General features: G+C 68.9%; 20 protein-coding genes. 12 read left to right on the plus strand and 8 right to left on the minus strand.

Going from position 1 to position 21762, the window contains the following annotated elements:
* Positions 1 to 38 precede the first annotated feature (38 nt).
* A complete protein-coding gene (locus tag OG852_RS48905) occupies positions 39 to 464 on the minus strand; it encodes a hypothetical protein (protein ID WP_330346747.1) in 426 nt (141 codons plus the stop codon).
* Positions 465 to 728: 264 nt separating this feature from the next.
* On the opposite strand from OG852_RS48905, the gene OG852_RS48910 reads away from it, so the two are divergent.
* From OG852_RS48910 to OG852_RS48920, 3 genes are all read left to right on the plus strand, one after another.
* Positions 729 to 1196 (plus strand): hypothetical protein, encoded by a 468-nt coding sequence (locus tag OG852_RS48910; protein WP_330346746.1) that lies wholly within the window; start codon positions 729 to 731, stop codon positions 1194 to 1196.
* Positions 1197 to 1554: 358 nt separating this feature from the next.
* Positions 1555 to 2373 carry a replication-relaxation family protein gene (locus tag OG852_RS48915; RefSeq protein WP_330346745.1) on the plus strand — a complete coding sequence of 273 codons (819 nt, stop codon included), beginning with the start codon at positions 1555 to 1557 and terminating at the stop codon, positions 2371 to 2373.
* 182 nt (positions 2374 to 2555) lie between these two features.
* Positions 2556 to 3041 carry a hypothetical protein gene (locus OG852_RS48920; protein WP_330346744.1) on the plus strand — a complete coding sequence of 162 codons (486 nt, stop codon included), beginning with the start codon at positions 2556 to 2558 and terminating at the stop codon, positions 3039 to 3041.
* Positions 3042 to 3047: 6 nt separating this feature from the next.
* Here OG852_RS48920 and OG852_RS48925 read toward each other — a convergent pair whose 3' ends face one another.
* Genes OG852_RS48925 through OG852_RS48935 form a run of 3 tightly spaced genes read right to left on the minus strand, consistent with a single transcriptional unit; the run spans position 3048 to position 5835 of the window.
* Positions 3048 to 4043 (minus strand): hypothetical protein, encoded by a 996-nt coding sequence (locus OG852_RS48925; RefSeq protein WP_330346743.1) that lies wholly within the window; start codon positions 4041 to 4043, stop codon positions 3048 to 3050.
* Between the two features lie 29 nt (positions 4044 to 4072).
* Complete coding sequence (locus tag OG852_RS48930) at positions 4073 to 4618, minus strand: GNAT family N-acetyltransferase (protein WP_330346742.1); 546 nt, start codon at positions 4616 to 4618, stop codon at positions 4073 to 4075.
* The gene (locus tag OG852_RS48935; protein ID WP_330346741.1) at positions 4603 to 5835 is read right to left on the minus strand and encodes a hypothetical protein; all 1233 of its coding nucleotides are present in this window, start codon (positions 5833 to 5835) and stop codon (positions 4603 to 4605) included. The genes OG852_RS48930 and OG852_RS48935 overlap by 16 nt, the downstream gene beginning before the upstream one ends.
* 266 nt (positions 5836 to 6101) lie before the next feature.
* Between OG852_RS48935 and OG852_RS48940 the strand changes: the two genes are divergently transcribed.
* From OG852_RS48940 to OG852_RS48950, 3 genes are read left to right on the plus strand one after another with little or no spacing between them, the layout of a single operon-like run.
* Positions 6102 to 6329, plus strand: a complete 228-nt coding sequence (locus OG852_RS48940; RefSeq protein ID WP_330346740.1) for a hypothetical protein — start codon at positions 6102 to 6104, stop codon at positions 6327 to 6329.
* On the plus strand, positions 6329 to 6589 hold the full coding sequence (locus OG852_RS48945) for a hypothetical protein (RefSeq protein ID WP_330346739.1): 261 nt from the start codon (positions 6329 to 6331) through the stop codon (positions 6587 to 6589). The genes OG852_RS48940 and OG852_RS48945 overlap by 1 nt, the downstream gene beginning before the upstream one ends.
* Positions 6586 to 7365 carry a class I SAM-dependent methyltransferase gene (locus OG852_RS48950; protein WP_330346738.1) on the plus strand — a complete coding sequence of 260 codons (780 nt, stop codon included), beginning with the start codon at positions 6586 to 6588 and terminating at the stop codon, positions 7363 to 7365. Before OG852_RS48945 ends, OG852_RS48950 begins: the two co-directional genes overlap by 4 nt.
* A 54-nt stretch (positions 7366 to 7419) precedes the next feature.
* On the opposite strand, the gene OG852_RS48955 is transcribed toward OG852_RS48950, so the two are convergent.
* Positions 7420 to 8379 carry a D-alanine--D-alanine ligase family protein gene (locus OG852_RS48955; protein ID WP_330346737.1) on the minus strand — a complete coding sequence of 320 codons (960 nt, stop codon included), beginning with the start codon at positions 8377 to 8379 and terminating at the stop codon, positions 7420 to 7422.
* A gap of 29 nt (positions 8380 to 8408) precedes the next feature.
* Positions 8409 to 9713, minus strand: a complete 1305-nt coding sequence (locus OG852_RS48960; protein WP_330346736.1) for an aminotransferase-like domain-containing protein — start codon at positions 9711 to 9713, stop codon at positions 8409 to 8411.
* A gap of 128 nt (positions 9714 to 9841) precedes the next feature.
* Here OG852_RS48960 and OG852_RS48965 point away from each other — a divergent pair, with 128 nt between their 5' ends.
* Positions 9842 to 10777, plus strand: a complete 936-nt coding sequence (locus OG852_RS48965) for a phosphotransferase family protein (protein ID WP_330346735.1) — start codon at positions 9842 to 9844, stop codon at positions 10775 to 10777.
* Between the two features lie 68 nt (positions 10778 to 10845).
* Here OG852_RS48965 and OG852_RS48970 read toward each other — a convergent pair whose 3' ends face one another.
* Positions 10846 to 11103, minus strand: coding sequence for a hypothetical protein (locus tag OG852_RS48970; protein WP_330346734.1), 258 nt, complete (start codon positions 11101 to 11103; stop codon positions 10846 to 10848).
* Between the two features lie 131 nt (positions 11104 to 11234).
* Here OG852_RS48970 and OG852_RS48975 point away from each other — a divergent pair, with 131 nt between their 5' ends.
* The 3 genes from OG852_RS48975 to OG852_RS48985 all read left to right on the plus strand — a co-directional run bounded on the left by OG852_RS48975 (position 11235) and on the right by OG852_RS48985 (position 16998).
* Positions 11235 to 12098, plus strand: coding sequence for a hypothetical protein (locus tag OG852_RS48975; RefSeq protein ID WP_330346733.1), 864 nt, complete (start codon positions 11235 to 11237; stop codon positions 12096 to 12098).
* A gap of 689 nt (positions 12099 to 12787) precedes the next feature.
* The gene (locus OG852_RS48980; RefSeq protein WP_330346732.1) at positions 12788 to 15892 is read left to right on the plus strand and encodes a hypothetical protein; all 3105 of its coding nucleotides are present in this window, start codon (positions 12788 to 12790) and stop codon (positions 15890 to 15892) included.
* Between the two features lie 44 nt (positions 15893 to 15936).
* A complete protein-coding gene (locus OG852_RS48985; protein WP_330346731.1) occupies positions 15937 to 16998 on the plus strand; it encodes a hypothetical protein in 1062 nt (353 codons plus the stop codon).
* Positions 16999 to 17126: 128 nt separating this feature from the next.
* Here the strand turns inward: OG852_RS48985 and OG852_RS48990 are convergent, their stop codons facing one another.
* A complete protein-coding gene (locus OG852_RS48990) occupies positions 17127 to 18023 on the minus strand; it encodes an IS982 family transposase (RefSeq protein ID WP_330346730.1) in 897 nt (298 codons plus the stop codon).
* A 72-nt stretch (positions 18024 to 18095) separates the two neighbouring features.
* Between OG852_RS48990 and OG852_RS48995 the strand changes: the two genes are divergently transcribed.
* Complete coding sequence (locus tag OG852_RS48995) at positions 18096 to 20822, plus strand: P-loop NTPase fold protein (protein WP_330346729.1); 2727 nt, start codon at positions 18096 to 18098, stop codon at positions 20820 to 20822.
* Positions 20823 to 21078: 256 nt separating this feature from the next.
* Positions 21079 to 21684 carry a hypothetical protein gene (locus OG852_RS49000; RefSeq protein WP_330346728.1) on the plus strand — a complete coding sequence of 202 codons (606 nt, stop codon included), beginning with the start codon at positions 21079 to 21081 and terminating at the stop codon, positions 21682 to 21684.
* Positions 21685 to 21762 lie beyond the last annotated feature (78 nt).

The raw sequence follows: 21762 nt of genomic DNA on the forward strand, positions 1-21762 counted from the left end.
TGCCGGTTGTGGCTCGCGAGGCGTGCCCGCCCGGTGGCTCACGCGGTGGCCGGCCACTCGGTGGAGACGTTGCCGCGGACGTCAGCGAGGAACTGGGAGACCTGGTCGACCTCCTGCATGCACTCGATCAGGAACCCCGCCGCAATCCATGCGGTCTGCGCCCCACCGCCCGCCAGGCACCACCGCTTGAGGTACCGGCTCGCCACCGTCACCATCTGCCGCAGGGCGTACGCGGACTCGCAGTCGGCGTGTTCGTCGGGCACTGCGGTGATGTAGTCGGCCAGCAGCAGCTCGCCGAACTCGCCGATCAGCCGCGCGAGCTCGGACCCGTCGGAGTGGAATGCGGCGAGCGCGGCCTTGTTCTGCTCGCTGCCCTGGCCCCGCCAGACCAGCTCCACGTAGTCGGCGGCTCGCGCGATCTGCTCCGGGGCGAGCTGGGAAACCTTCGACGCAGTCGTCTCCATAACGCTTCCTCACTGTCGACGGGCCGCCGCGCTGATCGTGGCGGCCTCAGAAGCGATCTTCGGAGTGATTGCCTGTGGATAGAGTTCGGTGCGCCGACGGTGAGCGGACTCGCCTGGCCGGCGCTCGCGTTGCCCCTTGTCCAGTTCCGCTACCTGCGACATTCCGCCCATTTAGGCAGGGGAGAAATCTCCGTCCCGGCACGCTGCGCGACGCCCCTGGAAAAGCCGCTGCCGTCCGGGGTGCGCCGCTGGGAGACTGCGGGGATGACCATGCAGCGGCCTGCGTCTCCAGTCCCGGACGAACGCGCCCACCTCTTCTTCGACAGCTACGCCGACATGCACGACCTCGTTGAGGACCTGGTCGTGCCCGACGGCGTGCCCGAGGCCGCGGCGACTGTCCTGCGTACGGTCCGCGAGCTGCTGCGCCAGTCGTACTACTGCTACGAGTTCTCCACCGTGGCGGTCATGCACTCCCTGATCGCGGTGGAGATCGTGCTGCGCGACCGGATCCCGGACGCGGGCAAGAAGCCGCTGCACCAGCTCATCAAGCAGGGCGCCGCCGACGGGGTCCTGACGGCCCGGCAGGCGGAGTACCTCGACTATGGCCGGCAGATCCGCAACGGCATGGCGCACGGCCAGACCACGCACGCGGTGATGCCGCCGGCCATGGCGGTGCCGATGGTGACGACCTCGTTCACGATCGTCTCCGAGCTCTGCGCCGCACCTGCCTGACGATCACGGCTCGGTAACGGCGCTCGGGCGAGTGTCACACCGTCGACTTTCGCCACACCTCTACCAGATGACGGGGGACTTCCATCCGGACCCCCGCGCCACCTGCGTGAGGAGCCTTGTCATGACGGACACCAGCAGCGCCCGGCAGCCCGACCCGGAGCCGGGTCCGACCTGGTCAAGGGGTGCTGAACACCCGTCGGGCGGCCCGGAATCCAGTGCCGTGAACGGTGCCGCGAACGATTCCAACGTCGTGCCCATCACCGCAGCTCACACCGCCCGACAAGGGGCCTCCCGGCACGCTGACACCTCTCTCCCTTCCCCTGAGACACCGGCGAAGGGGAAGAAGTCCACTCCGGCCATGAAGGTGCGTGCCGATGCGCTGCGGATGCTGGGGTGCGTGCGGATAGCCACGGTGCGGCAGATGGCTGAGGTGATCACGAAGGAGGAGTCGGACGGCCGGTCGTACGTGCGCAGGGCGATGAACAAGCTGGCGGAGCTCGGGCTGGCGGAGACGAACGGCAAGGACGGCAAGCACCAGATCTGGAACCTGACTCCGGCGGGACAGAAGGCTCTGGCCGACGGCAACGAGCTGCCTCCCCGACCGAGGGCTGGCACCGGAGCGAAGGCCGTTCTCGCCGGGTTCGGTCCGCACGGCGTCGCGGTGACGGACATGATCCTCGCCTTCGGTGGCCGCAAGCATCTGACCGACTGGCAGGTGGAGGTCAACCACGCCATCAAGGAGACCGGCCTGACCTTCAACACCGACGCCGTCCTGGCCCTGCCGACGAAGACCAGCGAGGTGCGCCTCTTCGAGCTCGACAACGGCACCATGTCCCAGGCCCGCCTCGCCAAGGAGGTCTGGGACTACGAGCGCTACGCCGGGCACCGTGTCTGGGAAGGGGCCCGCGGCACCAACGGCCGCACCTTCCCCTTCTGGCAGCGCCACCGCTACACCCGCTCCCAGACCTTCCCGCGGCTGCACGTCGTGCTGGCGGGCAAGGAGGAGCACCTGCTCGACAACCGCCTCCAGGCGCTCGCCGACGATGTGAAGGGCATCGCCGTCGCGGTGTGGGTGAACACTCTGCCCCGGCTCCAGCGGGGCGAGCCCTGGTACGAGATCGGCGTCGACGACCCGGACCGGCGCCGCGAGCGATACCCCGAACCGGCAGGCCGCTGACAGAGTCGGGCGAGCCGCCCCGCAACGGCGGCTTGCCCGGCCCGCCGGTCGTGACCGCCCGCCCGGCGGGACGGCTCTCGAAGTCGCCGCGCTGCCCGGCGGGATGACGAGGGCCAAGGCGCGCGCTGCGCCCTGGCCACGGCGTACTCAGGTATTCCGACGTCATCAACCGGAAGGCAGCCATGAAGCTCGGCAAGCAGCAGAACAAGGACGTGCCCTTGATCAGGCACGACAGGGACACCTCGGGAGACCTGTGGTACGCAATGACCCGCCTCCACGCAGGCCATCCCGACTTGGTTGGCCCCATCCCGCCGTTCGAGCGGCCGGTGGCGCGGCTGTCGATCGCGGATCCGAACGACATCGTCCTGTCGGCGCGCGTGGAACTGTTCGAGGATGAGCCGGTGGGCCGCCTTCACGACGTGATCGACACGGTGACGCGCGACCTCGCCGGACCCAAAGGAATCGGCGAGTACGCACTCGTACCCGACGTCGCGCTGGAAGTCATGATCGGAGTGCGGCAGGAACTGCCCCTGCACGCCGCCCACGTCGCAGGCCTCACCCGGCTCCTGTGGGACGCCATGGGGACCATGGGCACCCGCAGCGCACCAGGGGGCGGCCAGTGCTTCCACTGCGAGGGGACCGGGCGGGCCCGCCCGCTGTGGGCGTAGTCGTTGTCAGCCCGCTACGGCGTCGCGAAGTTCCCGTACGGCGCGCTCGCGGTGGTGCTGTGCGGGGATCGCCTCGTACAGGTCCAGGGCGCGGCGGCGGACCAGGCCGGTGCGGTAGTAGACGGGCAGCGCCGTCAGGGCGTCGACCGCACGGTGGCAGGCCTGCTCGGTGTCGCCGTCGTGGTGGGAGCAGGCGGCGCCGTCGATGTTCAGCAGGGTGCGGGTCATGGTGCTGGTCGGCGCGGACAGCTCCAGGGCGCGCTGCTGGCTCTCGTGGGCGCGGCGGGTGTCCCCGAGGGTGGTGAAGGCGTGGCTGAGGTGGACGTGGTGTTTCTGCTCGCCGTACGTCAGCCAGGTGTCTGACTGCTCGGAGTCGGGGAGCCGTTTCATGAGGGCGTCGGCTGCGGCCAGCGCCTGGCGGGCCTGTTCGGGCTGGTGGTTGAGGGCGTAGGCGCGGGCGGCGACTGCGGCCGCCAGCACCGCGGCGGCGGTCGGCCGAGTGCCGGCCGCCTGCCGGGCCTGGTCGGCGAGGTCGGCTGCCGCCTTCGGGGCGCCGTAGTTGAGCGGCACCATCGCCTCCCGGGCCAGCACCCACGCGTGCAGCTGGGGGTCGCCGGATTCGGCGGCGGCCCGGGCGGCGGTGGCGAACCAGGCACGGGACTCCCGGCGGCTGCCCAGGTCGTGTAAGACGATCGCGGTCATCCCGGCCATCTGCCCGGCCGTCCGGCACAACCGGGCCCGGGCCGGGGCGGGCTGCGGGACGGCGAGGAGCGGGCGCAGGGTCGTGAAGTCGGTGACCAGGTCGGCCAGTACGCGGGTGGGTGCTTGTCCGTGGTAGCCGTACCCGTAGCTCTCGGCTGCGGCCTCGAGGTCGGCCAGGTCCTGGAGGACGTTGGGGGAGAGGATCTGGTCGACGTCGGTCCGGGCGGCGGTAAGCGCGGCGAGGGCCGGAGCAGTGAGGCCGGCGGCCAGCGCACCACGCAGCAGGTTGCGGCGCTTCATCGGATCCTCTCCACGATCGGTGGCGCCCGTCAGGCCGTGTGCGTGCGATCGAGCAGCATCACGGCATACAGCGGGGAGTCCGGGAACGGCTGGCGCTCGCCGACCTTCCGGTACCCCCAGCCCTCGTACAGCGCCTGGAGCCGGGGCCGCTTGGTGTCCACCGTGAGCACGGCCAGGGCCTCCGGCCGGTCGGCGAGCAGCGCGGTGTGAAGCCGCTGCCCGAGTCCCTGCTTGCGCCATTTCGGCCTCAGCATCAGTTCCGAGACGGAGAACGTCGACGGGTCGGCCGGCTCTTCGGCCAGGTACTCGCGCCACCATTCGCGGCCCGGCTCGCCTGGCGCCCCGTAGGTGAACCCGACTGGTTCACCGCCCTCATAGGCGACCACGCACGCGAATCCTTCCCGGCCGCCCCAGTGGTCCACGAACCAGGGGAAGCGCTGCACGAACTCTTCGTGCCGCCGGTCGAAGTAGGCGTCGGCATGGACATCGAGCAGGGTCTGCCGGATGCCGGGCAGGTCGGCGTGTCCGTAGCGGCGCAGGTCGATGGCGGGTGCCGTGGTCACGCGGGGCTCCATTCGGATCGGTAACGGTCGGCCCACTCGCGCGCCACGGTGGTGGAGGGCGCGAGCGTGAGGAGATCACGGTAGAAGTCGCCCAGCAGGACGCGCAGGCGGCCGGGCAACGGGCTTCCGGACATCAAAGTGAAAGCGTCCTCGGTCGTGGCGCAGGCCTGTTCGGCGTCGCCCTGGTGGAGCTGGGCGATGGCGAGGTCCACGGTCGTCATGGCGCGGTTGCGCCGGTAGGGCGCCGGCAGCGCGGACAGAGCGCGGTGCGAGGCCGCTTCCGCCTCCGCGGGCTGGCCGAGACGACTGCGGACGATCCCGGTCAGAGCGTGCAGCTCCGCGGGCCCGTAGAAGGCGACCCAGGACGGGCGGGGGCGCGCCTCGGCTCGCACCAGGGCATCTTCGGCGTATCCGATCGAACGGACAGCGGCCTGCCCGTCGCCCCGGTAGGCGTGCCCCACTGCGGCCCGGGCGTGCGCGAGGGATCCGAACAGCGGATCGCGGCGCGTGATCGCGCAGGACTGAGCCGCCTGTGCCGCTGCCACACCTTCGGCGTAGTGACCGAGCTGGTACGCAAGGATCGAGGTGGAGTTCCACACCCGCATCAGCGCCACGGGATCCTGCGACAGCCCGGCCAGCCTCAGCGCCTCGTTCACGTGGACGCGGGCGCGCTCGAGCTGGCGGGCGTCGATGCACGACCAGGCGGCGGCCGTGGTGTAGTCGGCGGCGACACCGAACAGCCGCTGGCGGATCGTCTGCGAGGCGGAGCGGTCCTGAAGACCGACAGCCTCGGCTGCCCCGGCGAGTGCGTCGCGCTCGAGGGCGGCGTGCCCGCCGCGTTTCTGATCGAGCACGGTGAGCTGGTCCAGGCCGTCCCGCAGGCGGATCACGTCAGAGGTGCCCACGGTGGTGGGACGGGTGCCAGCGGCTGGCAGGGCGGTGGCTGCGAGCGCGGACGTGGCAGCGGTGCAAAAGCGGCGGCGGAGCATGGCGGAGAGGTCCTCGTAGGGCAGTGCGGGCATGCCGGGGGGATAGAAGCCAAGGCAGACGGGTGTGCATCCGAATACTGCCGCCAGGGCGTCCCGCTGGCGCTGGTGCGGCCAGCGAGATTTTCCGGTTACCCAGTTGCGGACCGTGCGGTCACCGACGGTCCCCTTGTGTCCGGCCGCCTTCAGTTCCTCGTTCACCTTGTCGGCCAACGTGCCCTGTTTGAAAGCGTGTTCGGTCATGTGGGCCTGCAACCGGAAATTTCCTTCCACACACTCACCGTAGCCGCGTGATCATGCAGCGTGGAGGGGTTGCGAGGAACCCGCTCCCCAAAATTTCCGGTCACCGCGAGTAGCAACCGGCCCACTTTTCCTACCCGTTGACTACGGCCCGGCGTTGGACTGGACATGCGCCCGGTGAACGCCGCAGGCGCTGGCGGCCGTCTCTCGTTCCCCCGTGGGAGATGGCCGCCACAGGCTTCCCGACCGTGAGCGCGAGGCACCCTGACATGACGACGCGCAGCACGCCGCCCCAGCCCTTCGCCGGCGCCTACGTGGACGCCCCGGCGATTCACCGCGAGCGGCTGAGCCCGCAGCAGATCGCAGGCCGCTCGTGCTGCTGGTGCAGCGGGACACCGGACCCCAGGTTCCCAGTACCGATACTGCGCGGTGCCACCCTGTTCGCCTGCGACCCGTGCGCGTCCATGTACGGCGTCCCGGCCGTTGAGGCCGACTAGTGACCGGCGACGACTTCCCGGCCGCCCTGGACGACTGGACCGCCAGTGACTGGGCGGACTACCGGGCCCGGGTCGAAGACGGCGAGGGCAGCGCGCATGCGATCGACGCCGTCCAGCGGCGCCGCCGTCGCCAGCAGCCGAGCAGGACGTCGCAGGAGAAGTACACCGTGACCGGCGCAACGGGTGCGGGTGACCTCGTGCAGCCGATGGACCTCGAAGACAGCCATCTCTCCACTGCCCGACGAAGGGAATCTCCATGACGTACGGCAGCGACACCTACGGCGAGCGCACCGCTGACGAGTACGACGTGCTGTACGGCGACTTCGTGCCGCCGGCCGCGCAGATCCGATTACTTGCCGAGCTGGCGGGCGCTACGCCTGCCGTGGAGATCGGCTCCGGCACCGGGCGGATCACGCTGCCGCTGGCCGAACACGTTCCGGTCCTCGCGGTCGACGCGTCGGAGGAGATGACCCGCCAGCTGGCGAAGAAGACCGGCACCCTTCCCGTCACCCCGATCACCGCGGACGCCGCCCACTACCTGGCCGGCAGGCGCGTGGACCTCGTGTTCGCCTGCTTCAACACCTTCTTCCTGCTGGCCTCCGAAGCCACCCAGCGGGCATTCCTGCGCAACGCGGCGCGCATGCTCACCGACACCGGCACGCTGCTGATCGAGACCTTCGTACCGCGGCCCGGCCAGCGCCTGCCCGACGGACCCCATCCGGGGGTGTTCCCCGAGGGGCGCAGCGTGGTCGCGCTCAAGCGGCGGACCACGGACACCGTGGTGGTCTTCGCCGCCGAGAACCACGACGTGGAGCAGGAGTTCCACTACTCCGAGGTCGTCCTGCGCGATGGGGAGCCGGTGCGGGTGCTGCCCGGCCAGATGCGCTACTGGCGGCCCGAGCAGATCGACGTGCTCGCCGGTGAGGCGGGGCTGCTGCTGCGGGAGCGGTGGGAGGACTGGGACCGCACCCCGTACGACACGGACACCAGCGGCCGGCACATCTCGCTCTACCGGCTTGCCGGACAGGACCAGTAGCAGACGCGACGGCCGCCGCACCCCTCGCCCGGGTGCGGCGGCCGTCGCACATCGTCAGACAGACAGACCGTGCCGGTGGGCGGCCAAGGACGCGAGATCACGGCAGAAGACGCCGAAGTCGAGACCCGCCTCTTCGAGCGCCATGGGGTAGGTGCTGGTCTCGGTCATCCCGGGGGCGACGTTCGTCTCCAGGACGAAGACCTCTCCGGCCTCGGTGACGATCGCGTCCGTGCGCGACAGGTCCAGCAGCCCCAGCGCCTGGTGCGCGGCGACGGCGACCCGGGCGGCCTCCTTGGCCACTTCGGCGGGCAGGCGGGCCGGACAGTGGAACTCCACCGCGCCCGGGGTGTAGCGGGCGGTGTAGTCGTACAGGCCCGTCCCCGCGTCGATCTCGACTGCGGGCAGCGCGCGCGGTCCGTCGCCGAGATCGGCCACGGCGACGGCGATCTCCGTGCCCGTCACACGCCGCTCGATCAGCGCTTCGTCGTGGTACGCGAAGCAGGCCATCAAGGCCTGCGGCAGGTCCCCCGCGGACTCCACCCGGCTCACGCCGAACGCGCTGCCGCACGCGCGCGGCTTGACGAACAGCTCAGCACCCAGCCGCTCCACCACCCGCGCCGTCAGCGCGGCCGCGCCCAGGTCGTGGAACGCCTGCTTCGGCAGCGTCACCGACTCGGGAGTCTTCAGGCCCGCCTGCTCCAGGATCGCCTTGGCGGTGGTCTTGTCGAACGCGGTACGGCACGCGTGCGGGCGGGCTCCGACGTAGGGCACCCCGGCCAGCTCCAGGACCTCCTTTATGGTCCCGTCTTCCCCGGCGATGCCGTGCAGCACGGGGAAGACCACCCCCGGCTTGTCCTGCGCCAGTGCGGGCAGCAGGTCCTTGCCGACGTCGCGGAGCTCCACCTCGACGCCAGCCCGGCGCAGCGCGTCGGCCACTCTCGACCCGGAGCGCAGTGACACCTCGCGCTCCGGTGACAGGCCCCCGGCGATGACGGTGACGTTCAGGTCGCTCATGCTCATCCGTTCCTCTGCGGTCAGGGGCGTCAGGAGTGGTCCGGTCCCGGGGTCTGCGGTCCCGGGCTGTGCGGGTGGGCGGTGGTGCCGAAGGTCTCCCACAGCTCCAGCTCGGTGCCGATCACCTTGGCCAGGGTTCCTACGCCCTCGCGGATGCGCTCGGGTGGCGGATAGCAGTACGACAGGCGCATGGCCCGGCGGCCGGCGCCGTCAGCGTAGAAGCCGGTGCCCGGCACGTAGGCCACCCTCGCCTGGACCGCCCGGGGCAGCATGGCCTTCGAGTCCAGCCCCTCAGGCAGCGTCACCCAGACGAAGAACCCGCCGCCCGGCTTTGTCCACGACACCCCCGCCGGCATGTGCTGTTCAAGGGAGCCGAGCATCGCATCGCGCCGTTCCCGGTACATCTCCCGGAAGGCCTTCAGCTGCTCCTGCCACGGCTGGGTGCGCAGGTACCGGTCCACGGCGAGCTGGGCAAAAGCGGAGTGGGACAGCATCGCGCTCTCCGCGGCCAGCACCAGCTTGTCCCGCACCGCCGACGGCGCCAGCGCCCAGCCCACCCGCAGCCCCGGCGCCAGGGTCTTGGAGAACGAGCCCAGATAGACGACGTCCGCGGGGGCGTCGGCGCGCAGGGCCCGCATCGGCTCGCCCTCCAGGTGCAGCAGCCCGTAGGGGTTGTCCTCCAGAACCAGCACCCCGGCCCGGCGGCACACCTCCAGGACGCGTAAACGCCGCTCGGCAGCCAGTGTGACCCCGGCCGGGTTCTGGAAGGTGGGCACCGTGTAGAACAGCTTCGCCGGCCGCCCGGCGCGCTCCAGCCGGGCGAACGTCTCCGCCAACGCCTCGGGCAGCACGCCCCGTTCATCCATGTCGACGTGGACGGCGCGGGCCTGGTACGCGGCGAACGTCCCCAGCGCGGTGACATACGTCGGGCCCTCGGTGACCACCGTGTCGCCTGGATCGAGGAACACGCGCGCCACCAGGTCCAGCGCCTGCTGCGAGCCGACGGTGACCACCACGTCATCCGGGTGAGCGTCGATGCCCTCTTCGGCCATCACCGTGCAGATCGTCTCCCGCAGGCTCGGATCTCCCTGGGCGGATCCGTACTGCAGCGCGACCGGCCCCCGCTCCGTCACGAGGTCGGCCATCAGCGTGGCGACGGCGTCCATGGGCAGCGCGCTCACGTTGGGCATCCCGCCAGCCAGTGACACGATCTCAGGGCGCGACGCCACCGCGAACAGGGCCCGCACCTCGGACGCGACCATCCCCGCCGCCCGCTGCGCGTAGTGGCCGAGCCATGGATCGGCACCCCGCCGGGATGGTTCATCAGGCTGCATTCGCACGCTCCCTGTCCGTCACCACTGGAGGTCACAGACACTACTGGCCTGCGCTCAAGCACCGCGCCCCGTACGAAGCGCCTGGCACCGCATCGCCCCCGCGTTCCGGACCTCTGAGAGTTGACCCGATGCCTGTACCGCCCACCAGCGGCCGTCTGCAATGGACCGACGTCCCCGCGCCCCTGCGTGCCCGCCTCGAGGACGCCCTGGGCGCACCCGTCACCGACACGGTCACCCCCGGAGGCGGCTTCGGCCACCAGCTGGCCGCCGCGCTCACCCTGAAGGGCGGCCGCCGGGTCTTCGTCAAAGCGGCCCCCGACGACGACCGGCTCACCGCCGCCAACACCCACGAGGCCGCCGTCCTCGCCGTGTTGCCACCCGGCGCCCCGGCCCCGGACCTGCTGGGCATCCACCACGCCGCTGACTGGACCGCTGTCGTCATCGCCCACCTGGACGGCCCGCACCCCGACCTCTCCCCGGCCTCCGCCGACGCCGAACAGACCTGGGCGCTGCTGGACAATCTCACCTTCAACCCCGCCCCGGCCCCGTACGTCGCGGCGGTGAGCACCACACCCTCCACCACGGCGGCCCTGCACGGCTGGGACGAACTGCTCGCCGATCCGCCGGCCGACCTCGCCCCCGCCGCCCGTGACCGCCTGGAGCAGCTCGCCGAACTCGAGGCGGCCTGGCCCGGCCTCGCCCACGGCGACCGCATCGTCCACGGCGACCTGCGGGCCGACAACATGGTCCGCGACCACCACCTTGGCGTGACCTTCGTGGACTGGGCACACGCCACCACCGGCCCGGCCTGCATCGACGCGGCCTCCCTCGCCCCGCAGCTCATCCTCGCCGGACACACGCCCGCCGACGTCGCCCGGCTGCTCCGCGACCATCCCGCCACCGCCAGCAGCCCCGAGACCACCACCGCGTTCCTCGCCGCGCTCACCGGCCACTGGCACCGCAACGCCCGCCAGCCCGCACCCCCCGGCGCCCCCGGACTGCGCGCCTACCAGCACCGCGCGGCGGCAGCCGGCCTCGCGCTCCTCAGCCACCGCCTGAGCTGAAACCGCGGCTGTCCCGCTCTCGTGTCAGTGGCCGGTCGGCCCCGTGTCAGCGGCGCGGGCATCTCGTGTCAGCAGGGCGTCAGCCCAACCCACCCGATGTCACGGACCTCGATCGCTCCGGCGTGCGGCATGAACTGGATCCAGCACCGCAGCCCGAACGCCTCCCGGATCTCCTCCACTGAGCCCGGGTCGCGGACGTCGGGCCAGGCCCGCGGATCCATCCGCGCGACCTCCACGAGCGCCATCACCTCCTGCCGGGCCCGGTCGTTGGGCAGCTGCGTCATGACCTCCACCGCGAGTTCCTCCACCACCACGCCGTACCGCATCCCGCACACCCCCGTGTGATCGACTCGGGCAGCAGCGTACGGAGGAACCGCCGATCGCGTTCCGGCCTGTGGATAACCCGGATCGGGGAGGTCCTGGGCGCCGGACGGCGGCGAGGGGTACATGTACCGGTATGGCGCGTGAGCGGGTGCGGTGGCCGTCCGTGGTGGACCGGGCGCGGGAGATTGTGAACGGGTACGCGCCGATGAAGGTCACGCTGCGCCAGGTCATGTACCGCCTGGCCTCCGAGGGAACGCTGCCGCACACGGCGCCGATGTACCGCCGTCTGTCCGCACAGCTGGCCAAGGCCCGCCGGGAGGGCCGGTTCCCCGACCTGATCGACACCGTCCGGGAGGTCCACGTCCCGCCGGCCTGGACGGGCGCGGACGCGTTCCTCGCGGAGATGCCCGACTGGTTCCGCCTCGACCGCACCGAGGGCCAGGAGCACGCCCTGTACGTCGCGGCGGAGAAGGACACCCTGCGCCAGCAGCTGACCGGCTGGCTCGCCGACGCGGGTATCCCGGTCCTGGTGGTCCGCGGCTTCGGCTCGCAGTCGTACGCCGACGTCGTCCACGACCGCGTCACCGCCGACCCGCGCGACGCCGTGCTCCTGGTGGTCGGTGACTTCGACTGCTCGGGCGAGGACATCGAGCGGGACTGGGTGGCGCGCACGGGCTGTTGGAGCCACACCGAGCGGGTGCTGCTGACCTACGAGCAGGTGCGCGCCTACGAGCTGCCCGCGACCGAGGGCAAGCGCGGCGATCCGAGGTGGCCGGCCTTCGCCCGCCGCTACGGCTTCGACCCCCGCCGCCCGGTGCAGTGGGAGGTGGAGGCGCTGGAGCCGGCCGAACTCCGGCGCCTGGTCCTCGCCGCCGTCGACCCGTACGTCGACCGTGACGTCCTCGCCCGGCAGATCGCCCGCGAGGAAGAGCAACGCCGCGCCCTGGCCGCCTTCCTGGACGGCTGGGACGCGGCGGGCGGGGGAGCACCCTCGTAGTGCTGTACCGGCGCGGAGGCGCTCAGGCGGGTGCCGGTGCCGGGCGCAGCGATGCCAGCGGAGAGCGCCGGCCTTTCTCCACCGCGCCGACCTTAGGAACAGTTCGGGTGTCTCAATCGCCTCACTATCTCAATGGATGCCGCGATGAGTAGTCGCTCGTCGGTATCACGGGGCACGGAGGCGGGTGTCTCAGAAACCGGCGCCAATAGTTACCCATCCGTGACCAGGGTGGACGCCAGAGTGAGTCTTTGGTCAGCTCGCCGCAAGGTGTCTGCGCAGCAGCGTCCTCCGCACAGGAGCCGATCGAAGTGAAAGTGGCAGTTATTGGAACAGGTAGGGGCGCCGGTCTGCTCCCAACCCCGCGGTTCACCGACGGGGCCCATCGGAGGGATCCCGCCTGCCCGCCACCCGTCCGGTCCTCCTCGGTAGGCGGGCCGCGGCCGACGGCAACAGGATGGCAAGGAGGAACCGCAGCTAAGCAACAGGGCGCTCGGCGAGCAGACGCGTCTACCAGCGGCGTGCAGTAGGGCGCCAGGGTAAGGAACCCCGTCAGCCGCCGCGTCTTCATTCGGCTTCGGGCGCACCGGTGACGATGAGGAGCTGAGTTCGGTCCCACCTGGCTCGCAGACGTGCCCGCCGCACAGGACAAATCGGTTGTGCTGGTGTCAGTGACAACCCCGGAGGTCAGCATGGAGAATCTGTTCCGTTTGATGCTGGCGCGGCCAGCTGTGGCACAGGATCCGGACAATCCCAGCATCGACCTGGCCCAAGAGTCCGACTACCAGGCTGCCCTCCGCCAGGCGGTGGACGCCGGCCGGGATCACGTCGAGGAAGTCACCAGGGAATTTGCGGCCGGGGACGACTTCATCGGCAACCCCGTCAACAACGCTCTCGCCCCGAAGCTGGCCGATCTGGCCACACGACTCGACCAGCTGCTGGACGCTGACGAGGCCGTCACCCGGGACGCGGTGGCCGAGGCCGTCCGGTTGGCGTTCGAGGCGTCGCCGGAGGAGGTAGTTGCCGACGACGTCTTCCAGGCAACGCTCGCCCGGCTTCGCGACAGCGTCATAGCGATCAAGGTGCTCCAGGAGCTGCACGCGCGACCCATCGAGGAGCTGGTGCGGCAGCTGCGCACCATGGACGCCATCGCCCGTGTCGCGGCCGACGAGACCTTCCCCTCCAGCGCCGACGCGCTGCACCGGTGGCGACGTCGTTCGCTGCGCCTGCCTGCCGCCCTACGTCTTCCCTCGCGGCTGTCCACGCGCGAGGCGGAGGATGAGCTGCGCGAGCGCCGTCAGGCGGCCGTGGACGAGCGGAACGGGCACGTGCGGGACCTGCTGGCCGAGCACGAACGCCTGCGGGCCGCGGTCTCCGAGCTTGGTGCACTGGACGCGCAGCACTTCCGCGTCTCCGACCGGGTCGAAAGCGAAGCCGCGCTGCCACCGGAGCAGCTGCGGCTCAAGAACACGGTGCTCGGCGATAGCGCCTACACCGCGGACGTTCGCGCCCTCAATCTGCGCCAGATGAAACAGGCCATCGAGGCTGAACCGGGCGAAGACGCACACGTCGACCGCCCGCCCGAGCCTGCCGCGGCCTTGGCCGAGACGTTGCTGGGCACGACGTCGCCGGTCCTGGCGGGGCGTGGGGCGTTCCGTCCCCCCGACGTGTCCGAGGTCGGCTTTCGGCTGAAGCCCACGGCGGTGGATGCGCTCTCCGAGGAAACGAAAGATGTCCTGGAGAGGCGCTCGATCGACCTGAGTGCTACACCGCTGGATCAAATCACCGAGCACCTACAAAGCGACCTGACGACGACCGTGGCTCACCTGGAGCAGGCGGCCGGCCATCCGGTCAAGCAGTCCTTCAGGCGCATCGGTGACGCTCTGCTCTCGATCCAGACCCCGATCACTATCGGGTGGGGTGCCATCGGCACCGGCGGGCTCGTCCCGCTCCCCGTGTTTCCCCTGGACGGGCGGATCCCGCATACCAAGGGGGACGTCGCTCCCGCGGGGGTGGCCGACCTGCTGGTCGTCAGGCAGCAGTTGACCAGCTACGAGAGCACCGATGTCGCGCACATCGAGAACGTCCTCAAGGGGGAGCGCAAGACACGTGAGCACTCGCGCCGCGAGGAAACAGAACTGGTCACGCTGACAGAGACCGAGGTCAGCACCAGCGAGGAGCGGGAGCTGGAGACCACGGACCGGTTCGAGATGACGCGAGAGACAGCTCAGACCATCAAGGAGGACGTCGCGCTCAAGGCCGGCCTGAACATCTCGGGCAAATACGGCCCGACCGTTGAGTTCGCGGCCAGCGCCGAAGGCTCCTTTGCACGATCCAAGGAGGAAGCCACCAGGTCGGCGACGGCTTTCTCGCAGGATGTCACCGAGCGCAGCGCACGCAAGATCGCTGAGCGGGTCCTGGAGCGCATCACCAGGCGGGTCACCACGGAGACGATCGAGAAGAACACCCACGAGCTCGACAACGTCGCGGGCGGCGGGCACATCTCGGGCGTGTACCAGTGGGTGAACAAGGTGTACCAGGCGCAGATGTTCAACTACGGGCTGCGCACGATGTTCGACTTTCTGGTCCCCGAGCCGGCCGCCTTCCTCATCGCGGCGATGAACCAGGCACACGCGAGCACGATGACCCTGACCAAGCCGCCGGAGTTCTCCCTGACCCCCGCCCAGATCAACGAGAGCAACTACTCCTACTGGGTGAAGCAGTGCGGCGCGACCGACGTGGCACCCCCGCCGGAGCGGTTCAGGACCGCGTCGATGGACTTCAAGGGCGGCGGCGGGAGTAGGGAGACCAACTACAACCACTCAGGGCAGATTGCCCTCGAGGACGGGTACCGCGCCGTATTCGGCACCGTGGGCGCCGCGACCAACATCTGGGAGGCCGACGCCACTGTGGATGTCGTCCTGGGGCAGCGCACGCAGCGCCTGTCCGTGGGCGCGGGCGAGTGGCTGTGGACGACGACCTTGGACGACGAGCAGAACTCGATCCCCGTGGCCATCAACACCTTCCACTGCTCGGACGTTGCCGTCGCCGTCGAGGTGAAGTGCCGGCGCACCGACCGCGCCATGGACAAGTGGCGCCTGGACACGCACGCCAAGCTCACCACCGCCCACCGGGCGCTCGTCGCGGACTACGAGGAGAAGCTGGCAGCGCTGCAGATGCAGGAGGGCGTGGCCATCCGGGGCAGGAACCCGGCGGCCAACCTGGTGACCATCCAGGGCGAGCTGAAGAAGAACTGCATCAGCATCCTGACCGACCAGCACTTCGACCTTTTCGACGCCATCGACGAGTCGCCCGCGACAGGGCTGCCACAGATGGATGTGTTCGAGGCGGCCGGCGAGGGGCCCTACGTGCGCTTTTTCGAGCAGGCCTTCGAATGGGAGCACATGAGCTGGGTGACCTACCCCTACTTCTGGGGCCGCAAGGACCAGTGGGATGAACGGCTGTCTTACGACGATCCCGATCCGGTCTTTAACGAGTTCCTCCAATCCGGCTACGCGCGGGTGTCAGTGCCGGCGCGACCGGGCTTCGAAGGAGCGATCGACCATTTCCTGACTATCGGTGAGCCCTGGAACGGCGGTCCGCTGCCGCCGATCTCCAGCCCGCTGTACCTGCCCATCGCCGATGAGATCGCCGAGCGCCTCGACCGCCCCGGCGACGAAGTTCCCCAAGGCGAGCCGTGGACTGTGCGGATCCCGACGAACCTCGTGCACCTGCGCGCCGACGACCAACTGCCTCGCTGGAAGCAGAACGACGAAGGTGAGTGGGTCGAGGCCTGAGCCGGTCGCTCAGTGCGGCTCACGACAAGGGATCGGGCATCGGGATGAAGCGATTTGTGCTGGTCGCCGGAGTCGACTACGAGCGCAAAGGCGTCGACTTCAAGGTCTTCTGCGAGAACCGCGTCAAGCGGCTGGTCACGGCCAATCGGACCGCCGAGGACCTGACGTTCCAGATCTTCGACGTGAAGTCCGGGAAGATCGTTACCCGTGAGTTCACCCACCCGGGTGGCCGACGGATCGAGAACGTCACAACTACCACGCCGTTCACCCCCATCATCCCCGCCCACTACAACCGGGTGGTCTCAGGCGGCGAGGTGGACTACGAGTTCAAGGATGGGCAGCGGGGCATGATGTCGATCACCGACATCTACGCCGCGGTGCGGACTATCGGATCCAGCGACCCCGGCACCCTCATGGAGCTCAGTTTCTTCTCGCACGCCTGGCACGGCGGCCCGATCCTGGTCAACAGCTTCGACGACGGCTTTGCCGAGGGGCCACCTGCCGTGCCCGGGGGCCCGCCCACCCGCATCGCTATGGGTGCCGCCCGTGACCCTGACGACAAGGACCCGCGTCCGGACAAGGATTTTGCGCCGCCGAACATGACCGCCGCTGAGCTAGTCCTCTTCCAGGGTGCCTATCACCCCGATGGCTACAACTGGAATTGGGGCTGTGCCTTCCCCCGTGTCATTCACGAGATCCTGTACAAGTTGGAACACCACGCTGGCTATCGGCCGTCCGGTCTTCCCGACGCCCAGACCTTCGTCTTCCGCAACCTCAACACCAACCACATCGACCAGCTCGCATCGCGGCTGGGCAAGACATTCCCCGACCCTCGGCGGGTGGAGCTGACGTTTGGGGAGCTCAAGCGATTCTTCTGCCTCGCGACCCTGGCCAGCTACTCCCATCACCTTGCTGTCAACTCCAAGCGGAAGACCTACGCCGGACTGATCGGTACATACTCCGAATACGACACTGGCGCGCGCCCGCTGATGCACATCCACACGGGATTCGCCCGGCACTTCAGGTTCTACAAGAACTACCTTGGCTTCTCCTTCGACCCTGAAGGCCGCAAGTACGGTGAGTACGATCCCAGCTTCACCTGTTGACCGCTGCACGTTCGTTTGGGTGTACGCCTGCTCGCGCGGGCCGGTGTGTCTCCATTTGACGGTGCCCACGCATGGGCAGACGCTGAAGACAGGAGGGTGTCGAACTAGACGAGTAGTTCCGATGTGGGTCAGTGGTCGTAGGCGATCAGTGACCGGGTGATGGGTGCGCCGATGGTTCGGTTGTGCCAGATCGCGCAGGTCATCGCCAGGATCCGCTGGGCCACCCGGACTCCGACGCCCTCGATGGTGCGGCCGCCGTGCTGTTCGAGGTCGAGCTGGCCCTTGAGGGTGTCGTTGACCGACTCGATCAGCTGCCGCACCGTCTTGAGCAGGGATTCTGCGGGGTGTGGGGTGCCGCGGTTGCGGTAGGACGGCCGTAGCAGGCTGATGCCGCGAGCGGCGAGGAAGCGGTCGAGTTCGGCAGCGATGTACCCCTTGTCCGCCAGGATCAGCAGCCCCGGCCGGGCAGCTGCCAGATGCGGTTCGTCGTCGATCAGAGCGGCCAGGACCTGCCGTTCGTCGACCTTGGGGTCGGCCAGGGCCCAGGCGACGGGCAGGCCTGCCGGGGTGCACACCAGATGCAGCTTCAGGCCCCAGTAGAAGCGGGAGTGTGATCGGCAGTAGCCGTAGCCTGCCCAGCCGGCCAGGTCGGAGCGTTTGACGGTCTCGCGGGAGCGTGCGCACTCGACCGGAGTGGAGTCCACGATCCACACATCGTCCAGCCATAGGTCGGTGTCAGCGGCCAGCGACCGGATGGCCCGTTTGACCAGGGGCAGAGCGGCTCGCAGCCGCTTGTTGTAGGCAGGGCGCTGGGGCAGGTACGGGAACATCCCGTGCAGGTGGGCGTGGGCGAAGCGCAGCCAGCGGGCCTCACAGTGGAAGCCCAGCACGGCCTGGGCCACCGCCAGGGTCACCAGCTCGGCATCGGTCAGCCGCGGCGGACGTCCACGCCACCGCGGGGTCTTCAAACGGTCATCGACATGCACGTACAGTGCCGTCAAGAGGGTGTCTAAATCGGTCGTCACAACCCGATGTTGGACACCCTCCCTCCGTCTGAGAACCCCGCATTCGGAACTACTCGTCTAGGGGTGATACCTATGTCGGTTACCGACGACAGCCGTGAGAAGTCGCGGGGCGTGGTGCCGAGAGCGCCAGCGGGGCCCTACGAGGTGGACGTTCGTCGGCTGGTGGACGAGTCCCTTCAGACTGTACTCGCCCAGTCGGACATCGCCGACCAGGTGAGGGAACTGACGAAGATTCCCCTAGATCTGACGAACGCGGTGGAGCGTCAGTGGGACGTGATTCAGCTCAACATCGCGGGCTCTTTGGAACAGGCGCGCCAGCTGGGCCATCGCCTGAACGAGTTGCTGGCGGCCGAGGCGGCGACGGATCCACACCTCCAAGGGCGATACCTCCAGTTAATCGAGGCAGCCATTCAGCTGCGGGACGCGTCTGAGGCACTGCGAGAGCTCGCCTTGCACCCGTCGGAGGGAAGGGCTGACACGGAGCAGATCCGGACCGTGCTGGATACGGCCCGCAAGCGCTACTTCGTGGCGGACTCCCTGCTTGCCGAGGAAAAGATGGGGAAAGGGGCTGCCCTCGCACTACCGCCTTGGCCGGCAAATCCACGCACTGCCCTGGACTCCGAATACGCCGAGGTAATCGGGCGGCTGGAGAGAATTGAGAATCAGATAAGGGATGAACTGCGCAAGCAGCGTGACCGCGCACGTGTGAAGCTTGAGTTCCGGGCGCTCGAAACGGAGTGGAACGCAAGTCTCGCCCATCTGAGCGCTGCGGCGGAGTCCATCATTGAAAGCCTGGTTCGTACAGAACTCAACCAACTCACGACCGCTCACTACGCTACCCGGATGCGCATCGGCTCCCTCAAGGGCCTGCGCGAAGCGATCTCCAGCGGGAAGGTCATCGTCACCGCATCTTTCCGGCGACTCGAGTCGGCCATCAGCCAGCGCGACGGGGGAAGCTTCGGTGTATCTGGCCCACGAGGCGTGGGCAAAACGACGCTCATCGACTATGTCACTAAGCTCACCACACCGTTGAGGGCATCCGAGATCACGTCCCTCGACCCGCCGCCACGACCGAGACTGGGCATCAATGTTTCTGCGCCGGTGGCCTACGAGCCCCGGGACTTCTTGCTCTACCTTCACAGCCGGATCTGCCGCGCGGTACTGGGTCCGGACGCGGACCGTGAGCCGGACAGCCCATGGGAGGATCAGTCGCAGCGGAACTCCAACCGTATAGCCGCGTTGTATATCGCGCTGGCCGGGGCGGTCATGCTGACGGTCGGCACGGTCCTGCTCGCCACGGCCGGGCCCCTACTGACGGCACCGCGTCATTGGTGGTCGTACCTGGGGCTGGTGCTGACATCTATCTCCGCCATACTCCTCACTCTGTTCCTGATCGGCACGGCGCAGATGTCGACTCGCCGCACAGCTCCTTACCCGCCTGACTTGTCCCGCATGCAGATCCAGTTCGTCGACCTAATGGAGCGGACTCGTAGCGCGTCCCGCGCGTCCACATACTGCCTCGCGCTCGCCTTCTGCGCGGCTGCTGGTCTGCCGCTGATTATCCTTTCCGGAGGCATGGGGGCCGGCACCTGGTGGCTGCTCGGTGGTGTCGTCCTGGCCATCATCGGTCTCGCGCTGTTGTTCGCAGGATGGACAAGGGTCCACCTGCAAGGACGATCGGTGCAGGGGCCCGCAGACATGCTGGCGATGCAGCCGATTTCCGAAATAGGTGCACTGCGGGAGGCCGCGAGGGACCAGCTGCGGAAAATCCACACTCAGCAAACGTTGAGCACCGAACGCTCCATGGTGGTGAAGCTGGGTGGGGCCCGCCAGGTGCCCCTGGGACTGGACGTCGGAGCCAAGCAGGGAATGACGCTCGCCGAGCGCCCCAAGAGCTATCCGGAAATCGTCGCGGACCTCCGCTCGTTCATCGAGTCGGTCGCCAAGCAGCAGGACCTGGTGATCGCCATCGACGAACTGGACAAAATGAAGAGCGCAGAACAGGTCGAGAACTTCCTCAATGACATCAAGGCCGTCTTCGGGTCCAGCCGCTGCTTCTTCCTCGTATCCGTCTCTGAGGAGGCCGCCGCGAGCTTCGAGCGCCGCGGTGTGCCGTTCCGCGACGTTTTCGACAGTGCCTTCGACGACGTCGTTACCTTGGACCGGCTGCCCCTGAGCGAGGCGAAGGACATCCTCCACGGCCTGCTACTCGACTGGACGGAGCCGTTCGTGGCGCTCTGCTACGTGCTCTCCGGCGGACTCCCTCGCGAACTTCATCGCAGCGTACGCAACATGGTCGGCGATCGGGGGGAGGGAAGCGACGTTCACCTGGACGAGACCGTGCCCGAGCTGATGCGGCGCGAAGCCGCCGGACGACTGTGGGCCGTACGCCACAGCCTGCAGCGTGGCACCTTCGAGCCCGCGGGCCTGAGCCTCCTCAACCAACTCGAAGGGATCCAGCCGCAGGACGCCACGGCCGCACAGTTCGAGCAGTGGTACGGAGAGTTCCGCTCCTGGGCCACCCGCGACGGCTTGACAGCACCTCAACTGAACGGCACACCCCAACTGTGCGCGGCGGCTCGCCTGGGGTGCGAGATAGCCGGTTTCATGCTCTTCGCCGCAACCCTAATCGACTTCTTCGACAGCACCCTGGATTCCTCGCGCCTGAGCATGGCCGAGGGACCCACCGCAGGCGACAGATCCCTCACTCACCTCGCCGAAGCCCGGCACGCCCTCTCCACCAACCCCTGGTCCGCTACAGCGAGCGTGGCGAGGTTCCGCAGGGCCTGGGGGATGTGAGGCCGCAGCTTCTGACTTGTTCCCCAGCACTGCTGAGGACGCCGCAAGTGGACGACGGCCTGCCGCTCTGGCCCAAGCCCGTACGCATCCGTCGACCCGAGGGCCTGCTCACCCCCGAAGAGACAGACCTCCGCGAACGTCTCCAGGCCCAGCGCCACCCGAACGAGCAGATCCGTGGCCAGTAGCCGTGAGCGTTGCCCGCTGACGCTGCAGAAGGCGCGTTCCCACAGGAACCCGTGGGGATACCGTGCTGCACATGGCCACCGCCCCGACGCCCCACAACCTCACGGCGCTCCTGCTGTTCATCGACACCCACATCATCGACGCCGCGGACGAGGCAAGCGCGTGCTTGAGGCGCCTCCGTGACGAGGGATGGATCAACCTTCAGCGGACCGACGCCATGGACACGGAACTCGCTGACGCGCCCGCTGAGAAGTGGGCACAGCTCACCGAGGCCAGCGCCGGCTACCCGGAAGCGCTCGGGCCCATGGTCTGGGGCCAATCCCGCTGGGATTCCTCCGTCTGGGGCACTGAGGAGGACCACACCCGCCTGCACGACGTGTTCGCCATCCTGTTCCCGAACGTGGACCGGACGACCGCTCGGGACAACCACATCCGTGACGCCATGCACGTCTCCACAGCCATCCGGTACGGAGGATTCGGCTTCGTCACCCGTGAGAGGCGCCTCCTGAACAAGTCGGACCGGATCGCCGAACGCTTCCACGGTTTCCGGATGTGGCTGCCGGAAGACGCCCTTACCGAGGCAGATGCCCGGATCCGGGGCCTTCGGGAACTCCACCACCGCGAACCTCACCGCGGCGCCCTGCCGACGTGGCCAGTGGAGGGCGATCTCCCAACTTGACGTCTTGGGCGGAGCGGCCAAGATCAAGTGCTTAGAGCCAACCGCTGTTCCGTCGTTCGCTCCGCCCACGGCCTCGCG

It is taken from the genome of Streptomyces sp. NBC_00582 (assembly GCF_036345155.1).
Classification (GTDB): domain Bacteria; phylum Actinomycetota; class Actinomycetes; order Streptomycetales; family Streptomycetaceae; genus Streptomyces.